Here is a 26,241-nt window from a genome sequence, read left to right as displayed (position 1 = left end):
TAATTAAAAAAAGATGACTCATAGTTCAAATAAATATATACTTATAGTAACCGCAAGCGTACTTTTGAGTGCGTGTGCAGTTAAAAAGTACGAGCGTCCCACAACGGTTTCTACAGATAAACTTTATCGCGATGAAACGTCGACAGATTCTACGACAATTGCAGATATGCCGTGGCAGACTGTTTTTAAAGATCCGAAACTAAATGCCTTAATTCAGAAAGGAATCGATCAGAATCTAAACCTGAAGAATGCGATAGAAAATATCGTTCAGGCGCGCGCCACATTACGTCAAAGTAAGTTAGCGTATTATCCAACCTTAAATTTGGATGCCAGCGTTACGCGTACCAAACAATCAGAAGCAGGACTTAATTTTCCGGCAGGAATCAATATCAATACCTTAACTACGACTTATAAATTAGGTTTAAGTACCTCTTGGGAAGCTGATATCTGGGGAAAATTAAGCAGTTCTAAAAGATCTGCTTTAGCATCTTATCTGGCAACAGATGCTGCAAAACAAGCCGTACAGACACAATTGATTTCTGATATTGCCAACAATTATTTCTTGTTACTGGCTTTTGATAAGCAGTTAGAAATAACAAAACAAACATTAGAAACCCGTATCAAAAATGTTGAAACGATAAAAGATTTAAAAGAAGGAGCAATCGTAACCGGCGCCGCTGTAGTACAAAGTGAAGCCAATCGTTATGCTGCCGAAGTTTTAATTCCGGATTTAAAGCAAAGCATTCGTGAAACCGAAAACGCTTTGAATATTTTAATGGGACAAGCTCCGGGACCAATCGACAGAGGGGTTTTGGGCGAGCAGGCAGTTCCGGATAATATTGCAATTGGTATGCCTTCTCAATTATTACAAAATCGCCCGGATGTACGTCAGGCCGAATTTAATTTCAGAGTAGCTTTTGAAAGTACCAATCTGGCACGCACTTATTTCTATCCAAGTCTTACACTTACAGCAAGCGGCGGCTTTTCGAATTTAGAAATAAAAGACTTCTTTGATCGCTCTATTTTTTATTCGATTATCGGAGGATTAACGCAGCCACTTTTTAATCACGGACAAAACAAAGCCAGATTAACAACTGCACAATCACAACAATTACAAGCGTTGAATAATTTTCAACAAAGACTTTTAGTTGCTGGTCAGGAAGTTTCAAATTCTTTGTATGCGTATCAAATGGCGGCAGAAAAACAAGATTCAAGAGCAAAACAAATAGAATCTTTAGAGAAAGCAGTAGATTTTACGCAGCAGCTTTTAGAATACAGTTCTGCAACCAATTATACCGATGTATTAACATCACAGCAAAATCTTTTGGCAGCACAATTAAGCGGTGTCAATGACAATTTGCAAAAACTGCAGGCTTTGGTTGATTTGTACCGAGCATTAGGCGGAGGCTGGAAATAAAAGTTTAAGTGGGGTAAAATCGGGTTTTCGTCGATTAGTTTTGCCTCTCGGTCTAAAGTATAATGCTAACGATAAATTTGGTATTATTTTCGATTTATACAAATCAAATTTAATACTTAACTACGAAAAAAAATGAAAAAACTAGGATTAGCTTTAGTGCTTTTAGTAAGTGTTTTTACACATGCACAAGTTTCTGTCAATGTAAATATTGGCACACCTCCAAGCTGGGGACCACAAGGATATGATGACAGCAGATATTACTATTTACCAGATATTGATATCTATTATGATGTAACAAACAGTCAGTATATCTACGATAATAATGGTGTTTGGGTACGCGAAAAAAGAGTACCTGCGAGATACAGAAATTATGATTTCTATTCAGGTTACAAAGTAGTTTTAAACGATTACAGAGGCGATAAACCGTATAGCTATCATACAAAACACAGAGCTGAATATCCAAAAGGATATGTTGGAAAACCTCAAAAAAACAGAGGACCAAAACCAGAGAAAAAAGCCAGACCACAAGGCCATAAATCAAATAATGGCAACGAAAAAGGAAATGGCAGAGGAAACTCTAAAAATGATCACGACCATTCTCATGGCAATGATAGACGTTAATTAAAATTTGTTAGATGAAAAACGCCTCCAATTTGGAGGCGTTTTTTTTATGGTTTTTTAGCCACGAATTACACGAATTACACGAATTGCACGAATTGCACGATTTTTTTTATTTGCCAGAGATTAAAGGGATTTTTACTGATTGAAAAATCTGCTAGATCTGCTAAATCTGCGTGAAAAAATTTACTCTCGCAGATTTGGCAGATTATGGAGATAAAAAAAATATTTTAATCCTTTAATCTGTGGCAAAAGAAATACACGATATTATAAATTAGTGCAATTCGTGTAATTCGGGGCTAAAAAATTACCAGTTCCCCTGCAATCCGTCTTTTAAAGCAGCATTGTATTTTTCTAAATCAAAACTATACAAATCTGGAGCTTTGTGTGCACCGCCTTTTCGTGATTCGTCTAGCTTAATCAGAATATCATAGCGAAGTATTTTTCTGTAGAAATTTCCTCTGTTCAGTTTTTTGCCCAAAATAATTTCATATAATTTTTGAAGTTCCGGCATTGTAAACTTTTCAGGAAGAAGATTATAACCAATAGGATGATTGTTAACCTGTTCGCGAAGCGTAATCAAAGCTTTGTCGACAATAGTTCTGTGATCCATCATAAAAGGCGGAAGATTATCAATAGAGTGCCATTCAACTAAGTTAGAATATTCATCAACAATCATCTTTACATTCGAATGTTCTGCCAAGGCAAAATACCCAATAGATACAAAACGCTGTTTGTGCCAAAGAGCATCGCTATAATCTTCAAAAGCGCTTTCAGAACGCTTTAAATTTCCAAAAGTATAAAATTGCTGCAGATAGATATTTTCAGTTCCAGTTCGGTCTTTTAAGATACGTACAGCAGCTTCATCAACATTCTCTTCCTTTTTTACGTAACCGCCCGGAAGTCCCCAATTGTCCTGCTCTTTCATTTTAAGAATCAAAACCTGAAGTGTAGTTTCGTGAAAACTGAAAATAACGCAGTCAATAGAAAGTGTCGGAATATAATTTTTCCAATACTCTTCAGACCGCTTTTCAATTAATTTTTTGAATTCCATTATGCTGTAATTATTTTCAAATTTAATCTTTTTCAATTTTAAATATCATGTAAATAATTCAATGTTCGGATATATTCCTGTTGAGAAAAGATTTTCTTATTATTAAAATGATAAAAGTATTGCTAATTTGATATTTGTTATTGATTTACATTGGTTTATGTGAAATTTAAGAACGTTTTATTTGCTGATATGAAAAAAAGTAATTAATATTGCTTCATAATGAAGCAATGATATTTTTTAAAAAGAATTAAAGCTTTCATTTCCTAAAAAGGATTTAAAACTTCAACTATGAAACACACCATTACAAAAACAGCTCGGGTATCTCTTTTGACCGCTTTGATACTTTCGAATTTATCTTGGAATACAGTTCCGAATGACGGAAATGTTCCTCAATTAATTACGATTAACGGTTTTACATTTAAGGATTTAAACCAAAATGGAAAACTCGATATTTACGAAGACACGCGTCTTTCTATACACGAACGCGCAGCCGATTTGGTCAAAAAAATGACTGATGAAGAAAAAGCAAATTTTGTGATGGGAACCGGAATGCCCGGTTTTGATGGTTTAACTCCCGTTGTTGGCGCAGTAGAAGGACGTGTTCCGGGCGCTGCAGGAGGAACTTACGAAATCAAACGTTTAGGAATTCCAGCGATAATTGTGGCCGATGGTCCTGCGGGACTTCGCATAAAACCCATTCGTGAAAACGATAAAAATACCTATTACTGTACTGCGTTTCCGGTAGGAACAGCTTTGGCTTCAACCTGGAACGAAGCATTGATTCAGACTGTTGGAAAAGCAATGGGAAATGAAGTAAAAGAATATGGTGTTGATGTATTATTGGCTCCGGCGCTAAACATTCACAGAAATCCTTTGTGTGGCAGAAATTTCGAATATTATTCTGAAGATCCGTTGGTTGCAGGAAAAATTGCGTCGGCGATGGTAAAAGGAATTCAGTCGAATGGAGTAGGGACTTCTATCAAGCATTTTGCAGCAAACAATCAGGAAACCAATCGCCTTTCGATTAACGAACATATCAGCGAAAGAGCCATGCGTGAAATTTATCTGAAAGGTTTTGAAATTACGGTAAAAGAATCTGATCCGTGGACGGTTATGTCTTCGTACAATTTAATCAACGGAACTTATACTTCTGCCAGAAAAGATTTATTGACAGATATTCTGCGTAAAGAATGGGGTTTTAAAGGAATTGTAATGACAGACTGGTTTGGCGGATTTGCAGGTTTTCAATCTATCAGCGCAGGCTCAAGTAATGTTACACAGCAATTAGAAGCGGGAAACGATTTGTTGATGCCGGGAATTCCTGCGCAAAGAAAAGCGATTGAGGAGAACATGAAAAACGGAAAACTTTCTAAAGAAGCTGTAGATAGTAATGTACAGCGTATTTTAGAATTGGTTTTGAAATCTCCGATTATGGAAAACTATAAATATTCGGATAAACCTAACTTAAAAGAAAATGCTCAGATCACCAGACAAGCAGCTTCTGAAGGAATGATTTTGCTGAAAAATGATCAAAACGTTTTACCTTTTACCAATAAAAAAGGAAAAGTAGCAGTTTTTGGTGTGACATCCTACGATTTTATTTCTGGAGGAACTGGAAGCGGCGACGTAAACGAAGCTTATACGGTTTCTTTAATCGAAGGTTTAACGAAAGCTGGTTATCCGCTTGACGGAGAATTAAAAACGTTGTACACGCCGTTTGTAGCAAAAGAAAAAGCAGCAGAATTAGAAAGTCGTCGTAATAAAGGAATTTTGGCTTTACCGCAAAGATTACCGGAATTAAAACTGGATAAATCTTTAGTAAACGAGAAAGCTTCATCATCTGATTTGGCAATAATTACTTTGGGAAGAAATTCTGGCGAAGGCGGAGATCGTACTGTTGATAACGATTTTAATCTGGCTCAGGATGAAATTGAATTAATCAACAATGTATCTGAAGCTTTTCATGCTAAAGGGAAAAAAGTTGTTGTAATTATGAATATTGGCGGCGTTATCGAAACCGCAAGCTGGAAAGACAAAGTAGATGCAATTTTATTGTCATGGCAGCCGGGACAAGAAGGAGGAAACTCTGTAGCAGATGTTTTTTCCGGAAAAGTAAATCCGTCCGGGAAATTAACGATGACTTTCCCAATGAAATATGAAGATACGCCGTCAGCAAAAAATTGGTTGGGACTTCCGGCAAATGATCCGAAAGAAGTTACATACGAAGAAGGCGTTTATGTGGGATATCGTTATTATAATACTTTTAATGTAAAACCTTCTTACGAGTTTGGTTTCGGAAGTTCGTACACCACTTTTGCATATTCTGGAATAAAAGTAAGTTCTTCAACTTTTAAAGATAAATTAACGGTTTCGGTTACAGTAAAAAACAGTGGAAAAACGGCTGGAAAAGAAGTGGTTCAATTGTATTTAAATGCTCCGTCTAAATCTATAGACAAACCAAAAGAAGAATTAAAAGCTTTTGGTAAAACAAAAGAATTAAAACCGGGAGAAAGCCAAACATTAACTTTCACTTTATCTCCAAAAGATTTGGCTTCATTTTTAGAAGGCAAAAGCGCATGGATTGCAGAAGCGGGAACGTATAAAGTTTTGGTTGGGGCATCCTCTTTAAATATCAAACAAACAGCTTCATTTTCTGTTGATAATGAACTGACTGTTGAAAAAGTAAAAAAAGCCTTTGAGTCTGATTTAAAATTCACGGACTTAAAACCTTAAGATTTGGTTAGTTATTTGTTAAAAAAGAAAAGCCTTCTAAAACATAAGTTTTGAAGGCTTTTTTGATTTGTTTTTTTCTGCCACAGATTAAAAAGATTTTCACTGATTAAAAAATCTGCCAGATCTGCTAAATCTGCGTGAAAAAATTACTCTCGCAGATTTGGCAGATTATGGAGATAAAAAAATCCTTTTAAATCCATATAATCTGTGGCAAAAAACTATGCTGCAGCGTTTTTTACTTTGTGTCCAATCAATCCAAAAGAAAGAATGATCAAGAAACAAACCAGCGGAATAATATATCCAGACTGAATATCATCATGGTTCATATCGATTAAAGTTCCCATTGAATAAGGCAAAATAGCACCTCCAACAATAGACATTACCAACCAAGAAGATCCAGTTTCAGTATTTGATTTTAAACCTACAATTCCCAAAGAGAAAATCGTTGGAAACATAATTGACATAAAGAATCCAATTCCTCCAAGTGCATAAATAACTACGATTCCTGTACCGTAAATAGCTACAACGCATAGAATTACACTCATTACGCAGTAGATTGAAAGCAATACATAATCTTTTACAAAACGTAAAAAGAAAGTCCCGATAAAACGTCCAGCCATAAATAAGAAACCATAAATTCCTAAATAGTATCCAGCCGTTTTTTCGTCTAATCCAGCGCCTTGTTGTGCGATTCTGATAAAGAAACTTGTGATACAAACTTGTGCACCCACATAAAAGAACTGCGCTACAACTGCCCAGCTTAAGTGTCTGAATTTTAAAACAGAGAAAAAGCCCGGTTTAATTTCAGCTTCAGTATGCTGTGGTTTCATTGATGGTAAATGCATGAAATAAAAGATCACAGCAACCAAAATTAAAACCGTTCCTAAAATAATATATGGCAATTTTACAGCGCCAGCTTCTTCAAGTAAATAAGCTGCTCTTGTCGCGTCTGGCATTGCAGCCATTTGTTCTTTAGTATGATTAGTTCCAGAAAGAATAAACAACGAACCTACAATTGGCGCAACCATAGCCGCCAAACCGTTAAACGAAGCTGCAAGATTTAATCTTTTAGAAGATGATTCTGCAGGTCCTAAAATCGCAGCATACGGATTTGCACTTGTTTCTAGAATGGTTAATCCACAGCCAATTACAAAAAGAGCAAATAAGAATAATTCGTAAGTTCTGGTATTTGCCGCAGGCACAAATAAGAAAGCTCCAGATGCAAAAACAACCAATCCTGTGATTATACTGTTTTTATAACCAAATCTTTTAATAAGCATTCCCGCCGGAATTGCCATAACAAAATAAGCAAAGAATACCGCAGTATCAATTAAAGTAGATTGGCGATTGTTTAGTTCGCAGGCCTTTTTTAAATGCGGAATCAGGATAGAATCCAGATTGTGCGCCATTCCCCAAAGGAAAAATAAAGTCGTAATTAAGATAAAAGGCAGAAGATATTGTTTACCGTTTCCGCCTTCGGTTGGCACTTCATGCTGATCGCCAGTTTGGTTTGTAATTTGCATTCTTGATAGTTTTTTTGAAGTTAATTTTTTGAAGTTAATTTTTTTGTTTCTCGCAAAGTCGCAGAATCGCAAAGTTTTAAAATATAGAAAAGAAAAACTTTGCGCCTTCGCGCCTTTGCGAGATTATTTTAAAGCTAATAGACTCAGAACCTTAGACCTTTCTCTTCACAAAAAGTAAATGATCACAAACCAAAACAACTTCGCCACGTTGGTTAATAATCTCAACATGTTCAGTAACAGCGCCCATTTCTGGATTTTTAGCTTCTCCTTTTTCAGAAATAGTAATTTCAGAGTGAATCGTATCGCCAATATGCACCGGTTTTACAAAACGCATTTTGTCATAACCTCTGGAAAAAGCTTCAGGATTAATTTCAGAAGCCGTTAATCCAATTCCGATACTGAAAATCATTGTTCCGTGAGCGATTCTTTGTCCAAAAGGCTGTGTTTTGCACCATTCTTCATCCATATGATGTGGAAAAAAATCTCCCGTATGTCCGGCATGAACCACAAAATCCGTTTCTGTTATCGTTCTGCCTACAGTTACTCGTTTGTCGTCGATTGTATAATCTTCAAAAAAAGTCGATTTGAAATACATAGTTTTATTTTTTTTTGGTTCACCATATAAGTGATATAAGTTCATTTAATTTTTCAGTCTTATATTGACTTTAATAAAAGCTTTACGCAAAATATATTAAATGAACTTATATAACTTATATGGTTCAATATTTTTTTATAGTTTATCTAGTGTTATGCCGCCATTTGCGTTGCTTATATAACACGCTTCGACAACTTTCATCGTTCCTAAAACGTCTTGTACGCTCGCAGATAAAACTTTATCCGAACCTTCTTTAAAACGCATTAAATTTGACATTGCGCCAATAAAAGCTTCCGGAAACCACGAACCTTCCAATTCAACTTTTGTCCATTCGTAATCATTACCGCCTTCTGTAATTGGTAAGGCATATTCAAACACATCAGGAAGCCCGTCGGGATAATTCATTAATAATCCCATTTTGGCTTTAATCGCGCCTTTTGTTCCTTCCCATTTTATGTAACTTTCTTCATGTTTAGGACCAAAATGATGATCGTGATTCGTATTGATAACCACGTGTTTATCTTCGCCATAATCCAGAATAATTGTTGAGCGGCTCGAAGATAACTTTTTTAGCGGATGTTTTGCAGTTTTTGCATAAACACCTTTTGGATTTCCTAAGAAAGAACGGATACAGTCGATATAATGCACACTATGAAAAAGAATTTCCAATCTAGGATGTTCTTTTATCAGCGGAAACAATTCCCACGGCGTATTTACCGTCACTTTAAATTCCAGATCGTACAATTCGCCAATAATTCCTTCATTAATCAAATGTCTTGCAGCGCTTACAAAAGACGAAAAACGAAGCTGGAAATTAATTGCAGCAACCAGATTTTTACGTTCACATACTTCAACAATTTCTCTAGCCTGCGCCAAATCATTTCCCATTGGTTTCTGAATCAAAACCGCAGCTCCGTCAGGCAATTGTTCTAATATTTCAATATATTGATCAGGAAGAACCGTAATGTCGTAAACTGCATTTTTTGGTGCGTGTTTTACCGCTTCGGCAACATTTTCAAAAACATGATCAATTTTAAATTGTTTCTGCAAATCATACGCTTTAGAAATCGTTCTGTTGGTAATGCCAAAAACAGAAAAACCAGCCATTTCGTAAGCTGGTAAATGAGCATCTTTTACGATACCGCTTGCACCGATAATAATAATCGGCTGGACTGTTTCGGGCAGTAAAGGTTTGTATGGAATATTCATTTTATATATGTTTTTTGAGTTCGTGCACCTTTGTCAAAGTTTTAAAATTTGACAAAGGTTTTTGCGCTTCAACTCGTTAATTTTGTAATCGCTTTTTGTGTTTCTTTTAAAAGTGTTTCAGACGAAACTTCGGTTTCAATTGCTTTCAAAACCATTTGATCTATTAATTCAGCAACCTTTGGCCAAATTGGAGTCTGTGGTAAAGTCAGCGCATTTTCATGCAGCATTTCTAATTTATGATAATATGGAATTAATGTATTGATTTCAGCATCATTCCAAGTTGATTTTCTGCATCCAATGCCGCCTTCTGTCGTTAATAATTTATCGCTTTCTGCAGAAGTTGCAAATCTCAAAAAGTCGTAAGCCAGTTTTTGATGTTTACTTCCAGAACCAATTGTGTAGAGCCAATACACATTTAGAGAAGCCGTATTATGGTTTTTATCGTGCGGTAATTCAGCGATATCAACTTTGCCTTTTACTTTAGATTCCTCAATCACTTCGCACATCGATGCAAATCCAAACCAATTGATTGCCATTGCTGCTTGTCCTTCGGCGAAAGCCAAACCAGCTTCTACAGAACCAAATTTTTTAGATTTTGGATGAACCGCTTTGTTGTTATTTACAATTTTCCTGTAAAAATCTAAAGCCTGAACTGCTTTATTATGATGAATGTAAATTTGATTGTTTTCGTTTAATAAAGAACCGCCACGCGTCCATAATTGTAGGCAGAAATCGAAAACCATATTATGACCGTCTGGAAAATTGGCAAAAACGCAACCGTATAAATTTTCGTCAGGTCTATTAAAAAATGTGGCAATCTGCATAAATTCTTCCCAGGTTTTAGGAGGATGAAGTTCGTAACCAAATTGCTTTTTGAAATTTTCTTTTTCAATGGAATTTTCAAATAAATCTTTTCTAAAAATCAGACATTCAGGCCCGTCATGAAACGGAAGTCCGAAAGTTCCGTTATTAATCTGCTGTAAATGCAGTAAAGATTTATGCCATCCGTCAGGATAATTTTCCGGTGGATTTTGATTGATTAATGAAGTTAAATCGAGAACCGCTTTTTCGTTTGCAGCATCAAAAATCCAATCTGTATTAAGATGTGCAATATCCCAAGTCCCGTTTTGAAGCCCTTTCTTTGCAATCGTTTCTACATAAAGATTATGCAATTCGTACGGAATCATTTCTACGGCAATTGAAATATTGTATTTTAGGCAGAAAGCATCCCACAGCTTTTGCAGTGTACTTTCGAAAGGATCGAATTTTCTAACGGCGATTCTAAATTTTTCCATCAGCAGTCAATAAATTCTTTAATAATTCGTTCGTTGTCCTGACCTAATTTTGGCGAACCTTTACTTGAAGTTAAATATTCACCATCAATTTTAATCGGGCAGCGCGTTGTTTTATAAGAGTAGCCATCAATCATTTGCACTTGCTGTGTAAACTCTAAAACCTTAAAGCCATCTGAAGCAAAAAGTTGTTCGTAGTTTAAAACTCCAGCGCACCAAATGTCTGCGGGTTCTAAAATATCCAGCCAGAATTGTGTTTCCTGAGTCTGTAAATGAGAAGCCAATATATTTTTAATTTCGTCTCTAAGCGTAAATTTATTTTCTGGAAAAGCCAGCAAAGCATCACATTTTAAAAGTGAAGCCAAAACTGGAATCGATCCCATTGCCAATGCTAAATAACCGTTTTTAGTTTGATAAATTCCGTAAGGCGCACCCAAATAGGCATGTGCATTATTGGTTTTTGTTCGTACAGGAAGTTCGCCGCCATCATTAAAAAATGTCGTAATAGTTTCAAACTGAAAATCAAAAGCAGATTCCAGCATACTCACTTCGATTGTACCTCCAATATTTTGAGTCGCTTTTCTATATAAAGCAGCCAAAATTCCCTGCGCCAAATGAGCGCCCGCAAGCATATCTACAATGGATAATCCCATTGGTACAGGACCATCTTCCTGATTACCGCTTAACCAGGTTAAAGCGGTGAGAGATTGTAATAATAAATCCTGTCCCGGTAAATCTTTAAGATCAGGATGGTTGCCAAAACCAGAAATCGAACCATAAATAACCGTTGGATTTATGGTTTTTACTTCTTCATAACTTAAACCAATGCGCTCCATAACTCCGGGTCTGAAATTATGCATCACAACATCGGCTTTGGCCAATATTTTTTTTAATTTTTGAAGTTTCTCCGGTTGTTTAAAATCTATAGCGAAGGATTCTTTATTTCTGTTAATGGTATGAAATACAGAAGATTCTCCGTTCATAATCAAATCAGAAGTATATAAAGTACGGCATATATCGCCCGTTCCCGGTTTCTCAATTTTTATAACGCGCGCGCCCAAATCTGCCAAACGCAGACTCGCAGACGGTCCAGAAAGAAACTGGCTGAAATCTATAATTAAATAATCTTCTAATGGTTTCACTTCTAATTGTTTAAAAATTGTTTGTGTATGTTTTCATTATCTTCTCCCACTTTTGGCGCTGCTTTTTTACTTAGCAAAACCGCACCATCAAGCTGAATCGGACTTCTTGTTGTAACCAAAGTTTTTCCCTCGGAATTTTTTACGGTTTGTTTCAATTGTAATTCATTTACAAAAGGCTGATTATCTAACTCTTCGTAATTCAAAACTTTACCACACCAAATGCCTTCTTTTTGCAATAATGCAATCCAGTAATCGGCAGTTTGAGTTTTAATTTTTTCGCCAAGAATAGTTCTAATTTCGTCACGCTGCACAAACCATTGATGTTTATCGGAATATTTACTTAAATCTAAACCAAGCACTTTTCCAATAAAAATTAAATCGCCCATTGCCAGTGATAAATAGCCATTCTGAGTTTCGTAAACGCCGTATGGAGCGCTCAAAAATGCGTGCGCACTTCCTTTTATATCGCCTCTTTCCGGCAGTTGTCCACCATCATTAAGAAAAGAAGTAATCGCTTCAAACTGAACATCCAAAATAGATTCTAGTAAACTTACTTCGACTAAAACGCCTTTTCCGGTTTTGGCTTTTTTAAGTAAAGCAGCCAAAATTCCCTGTACAAAATGATTGCCGCACATTAAATCGGCGACAGCCAAACCAAACGGAACTGGGCCTTGACTTTTTCTACCGCTCAGCCAGCTTAAGCCAGAAAGCGATTGAAGAAGCAAATCCTGCCCCGGTTTTTTTGCCCACGGACCTTCATTTCCGTAACCTGTAATAGTTCCGTAAATGATCTGTGGATTTATAGTCAAAGCTTGTTCAAAATCCAATCCGATTTTTTCCATTACGCCCGGTCTAAAATTGTGCGTCATGATATGCGCGCTGGCGATTAGTTTTTTTATTAAAACCAAATCATCAGGATTTTTTAGATCGGCTGCAAAAGATTCTTTATTTCTATTAATAGTATGAAAAAGCAAACTGCTGTCGTCTACAAATAAATCTTTTATGCTTAATTGTCTGCAGGCTTCGCCTTTTACGGGACGTTCAATTTTGATCACGCGCGCGCCCAAATCGGCTAATTTTAATCCAGCCGAAGGTCCCGCCAAAAACTGGCAGAATTCTAAAACAATTAATCCTTCTAGTGGTTTCATGTAGTCTGCAGGTTTAAAGATTTCGCGTAAAGCGCATCCATAACTTCTAAAACTTGTTCTTCGTTACCGCCCTTCATTAAATAATCGCGAACGATATCTCCGGCATGATCCTGAAAATACATGTGTCCGGAATATCTAGGACGTAAAAAAGCTCTTTCTAATGCCGGTAAAGTATTTTTAAAATAATCATGAGTTAAGGCATTGATTCTATCGCTTTTCCAAGCTTGTAAATGTCCCGGCTGACCTCCGTTATCGGCAAAAATATTTTGCTGAACCTGAGATGAACCTGTAAATTCGGCATATTTTACAGCTTCCTGAATATTTTGACTAAATGAAGAAACCGCTAAACCAGTACCGCCCAAAGAAGAAATCATATTATTGTTATTTAATGACACTAAATCATAAAAATGAAGCAGTTTCTGGCTGTAACCCGTTCTAGAGTAATTAGAATATCCGTAAGCAAAAGGGCAGTAGGCAATGGCATCAGAATTTACCATCGCTTCGTAAACCTGAATTGGATTTCTGTTAAAGTTTGCCGGATCAATTAATTGTGCCAGTTCTCTAAACATTTGCAAAGCTTTTTTTCCTGTTGCTGTAGAAATTACTTTTTCTTCAGACAAAAAAGGAGCTTCACCCAAACTGCAGCAAAACATGTAGAAACTCATTAAAACATCTACCGGAATTCCGGCAAAAGCAACCAATCCTTTTTTAGCCAAAGCCAATAAATCTTCGTACGTTTTAGGAACTTCAAGTCCGTTTTTTTCTAAAATATCCAAACGTGCAGACGCAACCGGAGTTGCAGCATCTATAGGCAATGCCCAAAGTTTGTCGTGAAAAACATAACTCCCGTACGATTTTCCAACCGTATTTATTTCCTGATCCTTTATATATTCTGGAGAAAGATAATCTGATAACGGCAGAATAGCTTTTGTAGCAGCGCCAAAACCTGTCCATGGATGATCGATTACCAATAAATCAAATCGTTTTGCAAGATCTTCGATAGAAGCGTCTGCAAATTCCTGTAAACTTCTTTTTTCCCACGTTATTTCAACGTTAGGAAATAACTCGGTAAAACGCTGTGATGTTGCCACCATTGGAAGTAAACCTCGGGTATGATTCCAAGTTATGCCTTTTAATTTTATCATTTTTTATAGGATTAAAATGTAGTATTGTAGTGCAATAAATAATAAATGTAAAATTTACAATTACAAAAGTAGAAATAAGATTGAAATGCACAAGAAAACCCGCATTTAATAACCTATATTTTTTGCATTAATAGAATATTACTTATAAAATATTTACAAATGGTTTAAAAAATGTTATAATATTTTAAAGTATGAGCATTTTAACACTTCGAGATCAAAATATATCGCATATATTAATTATTAAAATTACTTTTGTAATTGTAAAATTTACATTTATTATTTTCAGCTGTTTTGTATTGATCTAAATCGATAGAAATAAGGCGAAATATATTTTAGAAAAAGAATTAATCCATTATAAAAGAACAAAACAGATGAAATATATTGTTTGTGAAAAACCTCAGGAATTTCAATTAAAAGAAACCAGTATTCCCGAACCAAAAGACGGCGAAGTTTTATTGAAAATTAAAAGAATAGGAATCTGCGGAACTGATATTCACGCTTTTGGCGGAACGCAGCCGTATTTTGAATATCCAAGAATTTTAGGCCACGAATTGGCTGCAGAATACATAAAAGGAAATGCAAAAGGTTTTACACCAGGCGATAAAGTAACTTTTATTCCGTATTTTAACTGTGGAAAATGTGTTGCGTGTAGAAACGGACTGACGAACTGCTGTGTAAATATCAAAGTTTTTGGAGTGCATATCGACGGAGGAATGGCGGAATATGTTACAATTCCAGAACAATATTTATTGCACGGACAAGGTTTAGATTATGATGAATTGGCTTTGGTTGAACCTTTGGCAATCGCTGCACACGGAGTAAGAAGAGCTGCTGTAAAAGCTACTGACACCGTTTTGGTAATGGGAGCAGGCCCAATTGGAATTGGTTTGATTCAGTTTGCTAAAATTGCCGGAGCAAAAGTGATTGTTTTAGACGTAAACGATTATAGATTAAACTTTTGTAAAGAACAATTGAATGCTGATGAAACAATAAATCCGTTAAACGAAAATGTAAGTGAAAGGCTTGCCGAAATCACAAACGGAGATTTTGCGAATGTTGTAATTGATGCAACAGGAAATCAAAGTGTGATGAACAGTGCGTTTAATTATATTTCGCATGGAGGACGTTTTGTTTTGGTCGGACTTCAAAAAGGTGAATTGAGTTTTAGTCATCCTGATTTTCACAAAAGAGAATCAACTTTGATGAGCAGCCGAAATGCCACAATTGAAGATTTTGAATATGTAATGAAATGTTTGAAAGAAGGAAAAATTGATCCTAAAAAATACATTACACACAGAACTAATTTTGAAGAAATGATTACTGATTTTAAGAACATAACGGATCCTAAAAATAACGTAATCAAAGCTTTGATTGAAATAGAATAAGAATATTAAATAAAATATTTTAAGACACTTTTTGTCATCCTGACGAAGGAAGGATCTCCACAAGTAGCTCTGCAAAGATTTTTACGCAGCAATCTTTGTCAAAGTTTAAAACTTTGACAAAGATTTTGATTTAACTTGTCGAGTTTCTTACGGAGATCCTTCCTTCGTCAGGATGACAAAAATGAAGATAAGTATAACTTTAAATAACCACACAAAATGGATTTAAATTTAAAAAATAAAGTAGTTGTCGTTTCTGGTTCTGCTGGAAAAGAAGGCAGTATTGGAGAAACGATTATTAACCGTTTGGCAGAAGAAGGAGCAATCCCGGTTTTGGTAGACAGAAATGCGAGAGGTTTCGCTTACGCGGAAGGTTTCCAAAAGCGTGGCATCGATTCTATATTTGTGCAGACAGATGTTACTGATCCTGTCGAAATGGAAAATGCAGTAAAAACAATCGTTGCAAAATACGGACGAATTGACGCTATTATCAATAATGTTGGTGTTAATGACGGAGCAGGTTTAGATTCAAGCTACGAGGATTTTATGAATTCGCTAAAACTGAATGTCGTTAGTTATTTTTTATTGGCTAAATTCTCGCTTCCATACTTAAAAGAATCAAAAGGAAACATCTTAAATATTGGTTCAAAAGTCGCTTTAACAGGGCAGGGCGGAACGTCTGGTTACGCCGCTGCAAAAGGCGGTGTTTTGGGCTTAACAAGAGAATGGGCGGTAGATTTAATTCAATACGGAATCCGTTCGAATGCGATTATTATTGCAGAAAGTTATACTCCGGCATACGAAGACTGGATTAAAACATTGGAAGATGGACAAAGCGTTTTAAACAAAATCAACAAAAGTATTCCGTTTGAAAACCGAATGACTAAAACTGTTGAAATTGCGGATACGGCTTTGTTTATTATCTCAGACCGATCTTCTCATACTACAGGACAATTTGTTTTTGTAGATGGAGGTTACGTACATTTAGACCGCGCTTTAATTAGCGATGTAAACTAAAAGTTATGAGTAAAAGAATAGATTCGCATCAGCATTTTTGGAAATTCGATCCCGTAAGAGACAGCTGGATTGACGAAACAATGGCTGTAATTCAGAGAGATTTTCTTCCAGATGATCTTTTGCCAGAACTTCAAAACAATCAATTTGAAAGCTGTGTAGCAGTGCAGGCAAGTCAATCAGAAGAAGAAACCAATTTTCTGTTGGATTTGGCTTCTAAAAATGATTTTATAAAAGGAGTTGTCGGCTGGGTAGATTTAAGAGCAGAAAATATAGAAGAACGTTTGGCTTTTTATTCTAATTATCAAAAATTCAAAGGTTTTAGACACGTAGTGCAGGGAGAAGCTGATGATTTTATGTACGGTACAGCATTTCGCAAAGGAATTTCAGCCTTAAAACCATTTGATTATACCTATGATATATTAATTTTTCATCGTCAATTGCCGGCTGCAATAAGTTTGGTAAATGATTTTCCAAATCAAAATTTTGTAATAGATCATATCGCAAAACCAGATATTAAATCAGGAAATATTGATTCGTGGAAAAAAGATATTATCGAAATTTCAAAATACGAAAACGCTCTTTGTAAAGTCTCGGGAATGGTCACAGAAGCCGATTGGAAAAACTGGAAAATCTATGATTTAAAACCATATCTAGATGTTATTTTTGAAAATTTCGGCGCGAATAAATTAATGTTCGGATCTGATTGGCCGGTTCTTAATGTAGCTTCAGATTATACAGAAGTTGTAAAAACCTTGGAAGATTATATGAAACATCTTTCTATTGAAGATCAGAATAAAATTTGGTTTGAGAATGCTAAGAAATTTTATAAGTTAAAGGATTAATTACAATTTGACCTCACAGTTTTGTCATTTCGACGAAGGAGAAATGACAAAAAAGACGCCAAGCCACAAAGAAAATATAACTTTGCGACTTGGCGTCTTTGCGAGATTATTATATACAATGAAATTTAAATGAACTTATATAACTTATATGGTTCAAAAAAAAATTAAAACTTCACAGCGCCTTTAGCAACCGTTTTCCCAACAGTTGTATTCTTAGAAAAATCTGCAGTTTTAGAACCGCTCAAATCAATATTTGCAGAAGCTTCACCGTCAATAGTAACCGCTTTTGAAGAACCTGCATTAAACTCGATATTCTTAAAAGACATGTTTTTTACATTGTAAATTTCGAATGCATTCTTGTCTTCAATATCCAAACTAGCATTCGTAATTTTGATTTTATTCGCATCAATAATAGAGAATCCTTTTTGCGCTTTTGCAATTAAATTCGTGATTTCGATATTCTCCAAATTCATTTCCGGAAGACCTTGTAAAAATACCGCTTGCTGAGCACCTTTAATCGTAATATTTTTGATTACGATGTTTTTAAACTGAGGCGTTTTTTCATCTACAGGCATCGCTTTATTAACCACTTTATCGCCGCCTTCTTCCAAAGTTTCTGCAATAGATTTTCCACCATAATATAGATTAAAAGAAATAGCCTGAGACGGAATATCAGTCATATTAATATCAGAAATAAAGATATTTTCAACCACACCGCCACGTCCGCGCGCACTTTTGAAACGCAAACCAACATCTGTTCCCATAAAAGTACAGTTCGAAACGTGAAGATTTTTTACGCCGCCAGACATTTCACTTCCAACCGTTACACCGCCGTGACCGTGATACACAATATTGTTTTTTACAATAATATTTTCGCACGGAACACCTCTGTCACGTCCGTCTTTGTCTTTTCCGGATTTAATACAGATCGCATCGTCACCTACATCAAAACTTGAATTTTCTACAACTACATTTTTACAGCATTCTACGTCAAGACCGTCACCGTTTTGAGAATACCACGGATTACGAACTGTTACATTTCTCACAATTAAATCTTCGACCATAAAAGGATGAATATTCCAAGCTGGAGAATTCTGAAAAACAGGCCCATCCAATAAAACCCTTTTACTGTTTTGAATGCTCACCATAACCGGACGCAGGAAGTCGTGAATTTTTTCAAAATCTTCTTTTGTTTTCAAATCCAAACGAACGTTCTGATCTGTCGGACCTTCTTTAGAAGCATTCATAAATACTTCTGACGGATACCAGCTGTTTTTTTTATCATTCAAAACACCGCCCGAAGCCACAAATTTTTTCCATTGGCTTTCGGTTAATTTGTCTTTTTTAACCTGTCTCCAAACTTCGCCAGAACCGTCCCAAACACCATTTCCTGTAAAAGCAACATCTTCCAGATTTTTACCATAAATAGGAGAGATACAACGCCAGGTATTTAGACCTTCAAAAGTGGTTTCTATAATTGGATATAAACTTTTATCAGGAGAAAATTTTATTAATGCGCCAGTTTCAGCATGCATTTCGATTTTGCTTTTTAGGATAATCGGTCCTGTAAGCCAGATTCCCGGAGGGATAATTACTTTTCCGCCGCCTTTTTTAGAAACAGCTTCTATAGCATCAGCAAAAGCCTTAGTATTCAAAACATAACCACCGTTTACCGCACCAAAATCTTTTATGTTCACACTGTTTTTCGGAATAACAGGTTCATTGACTTTTGCCATTTTAAATTCGATACCTTTATACGTATCATAAGAATCTGAATTTTGCGCAATTAATGTAGAACAACTCGCCAGCAAAAATGTTGCAGCAAGAAATAATTGATGAAGTGGTTTGGTTTTCATGTTAGTAGTTTTTTGTTGATTTTTTTATTGATGCAGAAATTATTCTTCAACATAAATAAGAAAATGTAATTGTAATCGATTACACAAATCTATTAAAAAAAGTTTACAAAACAGAATTGTGTCGAAAAATTAAGATTTTTGAAATTATTTAAACCATATAAGTGATATAAGTTCATTTAATTACTTTGTTAATTAATCTCGCAGAGAGGCTAAGGCGCAGAGTTTTTTATTCAATTCATATAAGTACAGTTTGTCATTTCGACCGAAGGGAGAAATCGCACTCGTAAGTCGACAAAGATTGTCTATTCCCTTTGCGGAATTTCTTTTGTGATTTCTCCCTTCGGTCGAAATGACAAAAAAGAGAAATAATCTTAGCGTCTTCGCGCCTCTGCGAGATTAGTCTAAAGACAAAACTTTTAAATGAACTTATATAACTTATATGGTTCAAAACAACACACATAACAGGAGGGTACAGGATGCCTATAATTTTATATTCTTTTAAATTGTCCCAATTATTTGGTAAAAGTGTTAAAAATACATTTATTTGTAAAATTAATATTGTTTAAATTGAATGCCTCATAATTTTATTCTTAGAAAAAAATCAAAAAACTAAATAATGCACTTTACTACTTTTAAGAAAATACTAATCTGTTTTGCGATAATCTGTGTTTCATTCTCTATGAATGCAGCCGAAATATGGGTATCAAAAAACGGAAGCGATAAAAATGCCGGAACAAAAGCAAGTCCGCTGGCGACCGTACAAATGGCGGTTAGAAAAGCCAGAGAATTACGCCGACTAAAAGACGCTTCTGCAAAAGACGGTATTCGCATAATAGTAATGGACGGAACGTATTATTTAAGCGAACCAATATTTATAAGACCTGAAGATTCCGGAACTCCGGAAAGTCCGACAACGATTATTGCCGATGCCAACGCAAAACCAATTTTAAGTGGCGGTGTTGAAATCAAAAACTGGACAAAATCTCAAACAATAATCAACGGATTAAAAAAAGGAACCGTCTGGGTTGCAGATGCGCCAACACAAGCGGGAGCTTTAATTAACTACAGACAACTTTGGGTAAACGGAAAAAAAGCCGTTCGCGCTAAAAGTACCGCCGGAAATCAAATGGATCGAATTTTATCTTGGGATCATGAAGCGCAGACTTGCTGGATTCCGTTTAAAGATAAATCGGTTAAGTTCGAGCCGGGAATGGAAATGTTTATAGTGCAATGGTGGTCTACGGCAAATCTTCGCATCAAAAATATTGAAGTAAAAAAAGACAGCGCCAGACTTTCGTTTGAAGAACCAGAAGGAAGAATTCAAAGCGAACATCCGTGGCCGGCGCCATGGATTTCTAAAAATAACGGAAATTCTGCTTTCTATTTAAATAACGGAATCTCAATGTTGAATGAACCTGGCGAATGGTTTTTAGATAGAAAAAATGCCAAAATCTATTACATTCCGAAAGCGGGAGAAGAAATTAATTCAGTAAAAGTTACAGCGCCTGTTTTAGAAAATCTGGTAGAAGTAAAAGGAACAATTGACTCGCCTGTTCATCATTTTAATTTTGGCGGCATTTCGTTTCAATACAGCAACTGGCTTCGTCCTTCGCAACAAGGTCACGTGCCTTTGCAGGCGGGAATGTATCTTTTAGATGCTTATAAACTAAAAGAACCGGGAACGCCAAATCAGTCGAATTTAGAAAATCAGGCTTGGGTGGGAAGACCTCGTGCTGCGGTCGAAATCAATTATTCGAATAACATTCAGTTTGAATCCTGCCGTTTTGAGCATTTGTCTTCGACAGGTTTGGATTTAAATAAAGGAACGAATCACAATACTGTAAAAGGAAATTTATTCAAAGATATTGGCGGAAGTGCCATCAATGTTGGGATTTTCTCTGAAGAACCTTTTGAGGCGCATTTGCCTTTAATCATAAAAGATGAAAGAGAAATGTCTTCGGATGAAATTATTGCCGATAATTTAATCACCGATGTAACCAATGAAGATTGGGGAACTTTAGGAATTGCAGCAGGTTTTGTTCGAAATATTACGATTGAACACAATGAGATTTCGGATGTTTCGTATTCCGGAATTTCAATGGGCTGGGGTTGGACGCATACGCCAAACGTGATGCAGAACAATAAAATCCTGGCCAATAAAATTCATCATTATGCCAAACATCTTCATGATGTAGCGGGAATTTACACGCTTTCGGCTCAGCCAAACAGCCGAATCGAAGAAAATTATATTGACAAAGTCTACAATAGTCCGTATGCGCACGATCCGTTTTTATGGCTGTATTTGTATACCGATGAAGGTTCGGAAGGTTTTACGATCAAAAACAACTGGATTGCCGAAAAGAAAATCCTGAAAAACCATAACGGCCCAAAAGGAAATATCTGGGAGCACAATGATCCGTATGTAAGCTCGAAAATTATAGAAGCTTCTGGAATTAGAGCACCTTATAAAGCTTTAGAAAAAGAAGTCGTAATCGACGAAAAATGGGGATTGCAGGAAATGCCAAAACCGTATGCGATTGAATTAATCGGAAATGATTTCGACATCGAAAAAATCAAATCGACTTTGACAGGTTTCAGAATTGTAGGTCAGGAATTGTACCAATGGAAAAATCATCTGGTGATTTACGGAAAAATGAATGAGCCGGAAAGAACGAAACGAAAACTGGCAGGTGCTTTTCCTTCTTTACAAATAAAAATTTATGAAGATCTGGTTTATGATTTCCAAAATTTTGAAAGATGTAAAGATTCAAAACCGGCATCAGATTGGGAAAATATTGTATTGACAGCGAATTTACCTTCGGATGAAAAACTACAGAAAGAATATGTAGAATATCACAAAACACAATTCGAAAAATGGCCGGAAGTTGCCAAAGGTTTCTGTAATGCCGATTTCCAGCAATTGCAAGTCTTTAAAAACGAAAGACAATTGATCTTGGTAATCAGTATTCCGAAAGGTGAAAATCTGGATAAACTAAATCCAAAAACAACCCAAAACAATCCGCGTGTAGACGACTGGAACACTTTAATGAAAAAATACCAAACCGGAATCGAAGGCACAAAACCAGACGAAACCTGGATTTTCTTAAACAAAGTGAATGTAGAAGAGAAAAAGTAGAACAAAGAAAATAGAACAAAGAGTATAGAAAAATCTCCTCCATCTGCATAATCTGCGAGAGAAAAATCTAAAATCAACAATCTAAAATAACCACTCACCTCATGTTAAAAATAGCCATTCTAGGACTTGGAGAAGGACGAAGCACAATGTCGGCAGCTATAGAAAGTTCAAAAGTAGAACTTGTAAAAGTGTGCGACCGAAACGAAGAGTTGTGCAAACAAAGAGCAAAAGAATTTGATTTTCATTCGTACACCACCAATTACGATGATTTATTAAAAGACGAATCAATAGATATCATTGCGATTTATACGCCCGATCATCTTCATGCACAACACGTAAAACAAGCTTTATTGCATGGGAAACATGTTGTTTGTACAAAACCATTTATCGATGATCTTTCGGATGCTAAGGAATTATTAGAACTAAGTAAATCAACAGGCAAAAAAGTTTTCATTGGTCAGAGTTCACGTTTTTTCGAACCAGCCAAAAGACAAAGAGCCGATTACGAAGCAGGTTTAATTGGCGATTTAATTACAATTGAAGCCCAATATCACGCCGATCACAGATGGTTTTTGAAGAAAGAATGGTCTTTGTTGCAATCTTTTAAATGGTTGTACGGAGGTTTAAGTCATCCCGTAGATTTTATTAGATGGTATCTTCCAAATATTGAAGAAGTTATGGGGTACGGAATGATAAGTAGTAACGGAAAATCTGCCGGATTAAAAAATGAAGATACGATGCACTTTATCTTCAAAGCAACCGACGGTAGAATTGCGCGTGTGAGCGGTGTCTATACTTCGCCAACGCAACCTGCACAACGCGACAGCGGAATGAGTACGATTTTGAGAGCAACAGAAGGAGCAAGTCAGGCCGATTATCACGAATTGCGTTATGCGGTTACCGATAAAACGGGCGAAGAAAAAGTAATTACCTGGGGCGACAGTACATTAAAATATTATTTCCGTTTTGAAGGACAAAGCCATCACGCTGGGGAATATCAGAATTATTTAGAATATTTTGCAGACAGTATTGAACAGGATTTTGAAGCTTATCCAAACATGGAAGAAGGAATCGGAACTGTGGCTTTATTACAGGCAATGGATAAAACTTTACAAACTGGAATGCCGGTTAAAATTGCCGATATTCTTAACGAATACGGACTATGAACAGCATCTACGATAAATTAACCACGCTCGATTTTGTAATTGTTGGGATTTATTTAGTGACTTTATTGGTCATTGGATATATTGTGAGTGTAAAGCAGAGCAAGAAAAACGAAACACTTTTTCTAGCCGGAAATTCGCTAAACTGGTACAATATCGGGTTTAATATGTGGGGAACCAATGTTGGCCCTTCGTCGTTATTGGCTTTTGCGAGTATTGGTTACGCAACTGGAATTGTTGCGGGAAATTTTGAGTGGTACGCTTTTGTGTTTTTACTGCTTTTGGCGATGGTTTTTGCACCGCGTTACATTGCGAGTAAAGTCAGCACGATGCCCGAATATATGGGAAAACGCTACGGCGACAGCACGCAGAATATTCTGGCTTGGTATGCTTTGGTAAAAATCTTAGTAAGCTGGCTTTCTTTAGGATTATTCAGCGGAGGTGTTTTGGTGCGTCAGATTTTAGGAATTCCGATGTGGCAGAGTGTTACTGTTTTAGTGATTTTTTCGGGAATATTTACGTTTGCCGGAGGATTAAAAGCCATTGCAAAAGTCAACGTTTTTCAAATGATTTTATTGATTGTCGTTTCCTTGACTTTGTCGTATTTAGGTTTGCAAAAAGTGGGCGGAATTGGTGCTTTAATAGATAAAACACCTTCTAATTTCTGGAATTTAGTACAGCCTGCAAACGACGCACATTATCCGTGGACAGCCATTTTGTTAGGCTATCCCGTTGCGGCCGTTGCTTTCTTTTGTACCGATCAATCGATGGTGCAGAGTGTTTTGGGAGCAAAAAATCTGGAACAGGGACAATTGGGTGTAAACTTTATTGGATGGCTAAAAGTGATGGCTTTGCCATTGTTTATTTTGCCTGGAATTTTGTGTTACGTTTTATATCCTGAATTGGGCGAAAACTCCGATTTGGCTTATATGACGATGGTTACGAATCTTTTCCCAAGCGGAATGAACGGTTTAGTAATCTGTGTTATGATTGCCGTTTTGGTGGGAACAATTGGTTCTTCGCTAAATGCTTTGAGCACCGTTTTTACGAATGATATTTATGTAAAGAAAATCAACCCGACGGCGACAATTAAAGACCAGATTAGAATTGGTCGTTTAACAATTGCAGTTGGTTGTCTATTTGCGATTTTGATTGCCATTGCGATTGACAATATCAAAGGGCAGAATTTATTCAACATCTTTCAGGCAGTTTTAGGATTTCTGGCGCCTTCGTTATCTGTTGTTTTCCTGCTGAGTGTTTTCTGGAAACGCACCACCAAAAAAGCAGTAAACTTTACCTTATCATGGGGTTCTGGGTTTAGTCTTTTTGTTGGGGTTTTGTATCTATGGATTTTCCCTGCCGATAAATATCCGGTTTGGCCTCACTTTTTATTGATTTCGTTTTACATTTTTGCGGTCTTAACCATTACAGCAATTGGTATTTCATTAACCGATAAAAATCCTGAAACTAATTTTTCTGATGAAACTGATATTCCGAAAACAAGTAAAAAAGTGAAGTTGTTGTTTGGGTTGTTGGGAGTGATGATTTTGGTTTTGTATTTGGTTTTTAATGGGAATTAATTGATTTCAAGGAATTATAAATCAACAAAAACACACATAGGTTCATTGGAAGCTGTGTGTGTTTTTATTTTGCAGAGAAGTTTGCTCGCAAAGAGGCGAAGACGCAAAGTTTATTTCAAAGCTTAAAAAAAAACCTTTGTGACTTCGCGACTTTGCGAGATTAAAAATTAAGCCTTTTTACGCCCTTCAATATTCGGCAAAAAACCAGTAATCACCCCAATCAACGGCAGAAACGCACAAATTTTAAATACATATTCGATACTCGTTGCATCGGCGATTTTTCCTAAAACAGCAGAACCCAATCCGCCCATTCCGAAAGCAAATCCGAAGAAAAGACCGGCTACTAGACCCACTTTTCCGGGCATTAATTCCGTTGCATAAACCAAGATTGCAGAGAACGCAGAAGAAAGAATCAATCCGATAACTACAGATAAAGTTCCGACCCAGAATAAAGAAACGTATGGCAACATCAACGTAAAAGGCGCAACACCAAGAATCGAAACCCAGATAACATATTTTCTTCCGTAACGGTCGCCAATTGGTCCGCCGATTAAAGTTCCCGCGGCCACAGCGCCGGAGAATAAAAATAAATAAACCTGCGACTGCTGAATGCTTACATGAAATTTATCAATCAAAAAGAAAGTATAATAACTTGTAATACTACTCATGTAGAAGTATTTAGAGAAAATCAAAACCAATAAAATAATCAGCGAAAAAATCACTCTGTTTTTAGACAAATGATGCGTTTCGATTTGTTGGTTTGATTTATTCGCCATTCTTTCAGATAAATGTTCGGTGTACCAAATAGCAATTTTGTACAAAGCAAAAATTCCGATCAGGGCAATAATACAAAACCAAGCCACATACGATTGTCCGTGCGGAATTACAATAAATGCCGCCAATAATGGTCCGATTGCACTTCCGGCATTTCCTCCCAATTGAAAAATCGACTGCGCTAATCCTCTTTTTCCGCCAGAAGCCAAATGAGCTACTCTCGAAGATTCAGGGTGAAAAATAGAAGAACCAATTCCGATTAGACTTACCGATAATAATAAGTAGATAAAACTCGAAGCGATTGAAACCAAAAATAATCCGACCATTGTAAAACACATTCCGATGATTAGAGAATAGGGTTTTGATTTTTTGTCGGTATACATTCCCACAAATGGCTGTAGGATAGAAGCAACGATTTGATACGTAAAAGTTATAATTCCGATTTGGGAGAAAGTCAGTCCAAAATTTTCTTTAATTAAAGGATAAATAGATGGAACAACAGCTTGTAAAAGGTCATTGATTAAATGAGAAAAACTGATTATAAAAAGTATCGAATACGTGGTTTTTTTGACTAATTCTGGATTTGCTTTAACGGTTTCCATGATTTGTTTTTGA

General features: G+C 36.1%; 19 protein-coding genes. 9 read left to right on the top strand and 10 right to left on the bottom strand.

Going from position 1 to position 26,241, the window contains the following annotated elements; all coding sequences use genetic code 11:
* Nucleotides 1-13: 13 nt before the first annotated feature.
* Together EV144_RS15990 and EV144_RS15985 are read left to right on the top strand one after the other, a co-directional pair.
* The gene (locus EV144_RS15990) at nucleotides 14-1,417 is read left to right on the top strand and encodes an efflux transporter outer membrane subunit (RefSeq protein ID WP_134150171.1); all 1,404 of its coding nucleotides are present in this window, start codon (nucleotides 14-16) and stop codon (nucleotides 1,415-1,417) included.
* 132 nt (nucleotides 1,418-1,549) lie between these two features.
* The gene (locus EV144_RS15985; RefSeq protein WP_134150170.1) at nucleotides 1,550-2,038 is read left to right on the top strand and encodes a hypothetical protein; all 489 of its coding nucleotides are present in this window, start codon (nucleotides 1,550-1,552) and stop codon (nucleotides 2,036-2,038) included.
* A gap of 304 nt (nucleotides 2,039-2,342) precedes the next feature.
* Here EV144_RS15985 and EV144_RS15980 read toward each other — a convergent pair whose 3' ends face one another.
* On the bottom strand, nucleotides 2,343-3,089 hold the full coding sequence (locus tag EV144_RS15980; RefSeq protein WP_134150397.1) for an NUDIX hydrolase: 747 nt from the start codon (nucleotides 3,087-3,089) through the stop codon (nucleotides 2,343-2,345).
* Between the two features lie 288 nt (nucleotides 3,090-3,377).
* Here EV144_RS15980 and EV144_RS15975 point away from each other — a divergent pair, with 288 nt between their 5' ends.
* Nucleotides 3,378-5,822 (top strand): glycoside hydrolase family 3 N-terminal domain-containing protein, encoded by a 2,445-nt coding sequence (locus EV144_RS15975; RefSeq protein ID WP_134150169.1) that lies wholly within the window; start codon nucleotides 3,378-3,380, stop codon nucleotides 5,820-5,822.
* Nucleotides 5,823-6,040: 218 nt separating this feature from the next.
* Here EV144_RS15975 and fucP read toward each other — a convergent pair whose 3' ends face one another.
* The 7 genes from fucP to EV144_RS15940 all read right to left on the bottom strand — a co-directional run bounded on the left by fucP (nucleotide 6,041) and on the right by EV144_RS15940 (nucleotide 13,876).
* A complete protein-coding gene (fucP, locus tag EV144_RS15970; protein ID WP_134150168.1) occupies nucleotides 6,041-7,345 on the bottom strand; it encodes an L-fucose:H+ symporter permease in 1,305 nt (434 codons plus the stop codon).
* 151 nt (nucleotides 7,346-7,496) lie between these two features.
* Nucleotides 7,497-7,985, bottom strand: coding sequence for a MaoC/PaaZ C-terminal domain-containing protein (locus tag EV144_RS15965; protein ID WP_243854686.1), 489 nt, complete (start codon nucleotides 7,983-7,985; stop codon nucleotides 7,497-7,499).
* 90 nt (nucleotides 7,986-8,075) lie between these two features.
* The gene (locus tag EV144_RS15960; RefSeq protein WP_134150167.1) at nucleotides 8,076-9,149 is read right to left on the bottom strand and encodes a Gfo/Idh/MocA family protein; all 1,074 of its coding nucleotides are present in this window, start codon (nucleotides 9,147-9,149) and stop codon (nucleotides 8,076-8,078) included.
* Nucleotides 9,150-9,217: 68 nt separating this feature from the next.
* The gene (locus EV144_RS15955) at nucleotides 9,218-10,444 is read right to left on the bottom strand and encodes an ABC transporter substrate-binding protein (RefSeq protein WP_134150166.1); all 1,227 of its coding nucleotides are present in this window, start codon (nucleotides 10,442-10,444) and stop codon (nucleotides 9,218-9,220) included.
* Nucleotides 10,444-11,583, bottom strand: a complete 1,140-nt coding sequence (locus EV144_RS15950) for a CaiB/BaiF CoA transferase family protein (protein WP_134150165.1) — start codon at nucleotides 11,581-11,583, stop codon at nucleotides 10,444-10,446. Before EV144_RS15950 ends, EV144_RS15955 begins: the two co-directional genes overlap by 1 nt.
* Before the next feature lie 2 nt (nucleotides 11,584-11,585).
* Nucleotides 11,586-12,731: a CaiB/BaiF CoA transferase family protein gene (locus EV144_RS15945; RefSeq protein ID WP_134150164.1), complete on the bottom strand. Its 1,146-nt coding sequence runs from the start codon at nucleotides 12,729-12,731 to the stop codon at nucleotides 11,586-11,588.
* Nucleotides 12,728-13,876 (bottom strand): ABC transporter substrate-binding protein, encoded by a 1,149-nt coding sequence (locus EV144_RS15940; RefSeq protein ID WP_134150163.1) that lies wholly within the window; start codon nucleotides 13,874-13,876, stop codon nucleotides 12,728-12,730. The genes EV144_RS15945 and EV144_RS15940 overlap by 4 nt, the downstream gene beginning before the upstream one ends.
* Before the next feature lie 371 nt (nucleotides 13,877-14,247).
* Between EV144_RS15940 and EV144_RS15935 the strand changes: the two genes are divergently transcribed.
* From EV144_RS15935 to EV144_RS15925, 3 genes are all read left to right on the top strand, one after another.
* Nucleotides 14,248-15,261 carry a zinc-binding alcohol dehydrogenase family protein gene (locus EV144_RS15935; protein ID WP_134150162.1) on the top strand — a complete coding sequence of 338 codons (1,014 nt, stop codon included), beginning with the start codon at nucleotides 14,248-14,250 and terminating at the stop codon, nucleotides 15,259-15,261.
* Between the two features lie 216 nt (nucleotides 15,262-15,477).
* Entirely contained in the window at nucleotides 15,478-16,275 is a 798-nt protein-coding gene (locus EV144_RS15930; RefSeq protein ID WP_134150161.1) for an SDR family oxidoreductase, read from the top strand.
* A gap of 5 nt (nucleotides 16,276-16,280) precedes the next feature.
* Complete coding sequence (locus tag EV144_RS15925) at nucleotides 16,281-17,117, top strand: amidohydrolase family protein (protein WP_134150160.1); 837 nt, start codon at nucleotides 16,281-16,283, stop codon at nucleotides 17,115-17,117.
* A gap of 164 nt (nucleotides 17,118-17,281) precedes the next feature.
* Here the strand turns inward: EV144_RS15925 and EV144_RS15920 are convergent, their stop codons facing one another.
* A complete protein-coding gene (locus EV144_RS15920; protein WP_134150159.1) occupies nucleotides 17,282-18,973 on the bottom strand; it encodes a glycoside hydrolase family 28 protein in 1,692 nt (563 codons plus the stop codon).
* A 616-nt stretch (nucleotides 18,974-19,589) separates the two neighbouring features.
* Between EV144_RS15920 and EV144_RS15915 the strand changes: the two genes are divergently transcribed.
* From EV144_RS15915 to EV144_RS15905, 3 genes are all read left to right on the top strand, one after another.
* Nucleotides 19,590-22,109, top strand: coding sequence for a right-handed parallel beta-helix repeat-containing protein (locus tag EV144_RS15915; RefSeq protein WP_134150158.1), 2,520 nt, complete (start codon nucleotides 19,590-19,592; stop codon nucleotides 22,107-22,109).
* Nucleotides 22,110-22,210: 101 nt separating this feature from the next.
* On the top strand, nucleotides 22,211-23,275 hold the full coding sequence (locus EV144_RS15910) for a Gfo/Idh/MocA family protein (RefSeq protein ID WP_134150157.1): 1,065 nt from the start codon (nucleotides 22,211-22,213) through the stop codon (nucleotides 23,273-23,275).
* Complete coding sequence (locus tag EV144_RS15905) at nucleotides 23,272-24,852, top strand: sodium:solute symporter (protein WP_134150156.1); 1,581 nt, start codon at nucleotides 23,272-23,274, stop codon at nucleotides 24,850-24,852. The genes EV144_RS15910 and EV144_RS15905 overlap by 4 nt, the downstream gene beginning before the upstream one ends.
* Nucleotides 24,853-25,019: 167 nt before the next feature.
* Here EV144_RS15905 and EV144_RS15900 read toward each other — a convergent pair whose 3' ends face one another.
* Complete coding sequence (locus EV144_RS15900) at nucleotides 25,020-26,228, bottom strand: MFS transporter (RefSeq protein ID WP_134150155.1); 1,209 nt, start codon at nucleotides 26,226-26,228, stop codon at nucleotides 25,020-25,022.
* Between the last annotated feature and the right edge of the window lie 13 nt (nucleotides 26,229-26,241).

The organism is Flavobacterium sp. 270 (assembly GCF_004368785.1).
GTDB lineage: Bacteria > Bacteroidota > Bacteroidia > Flavobacteriales > Flavobacteriaceae > Flavobacterium.
This window is presented reverse-complemented; position numbering and strand designations above follow the sequence as displayed.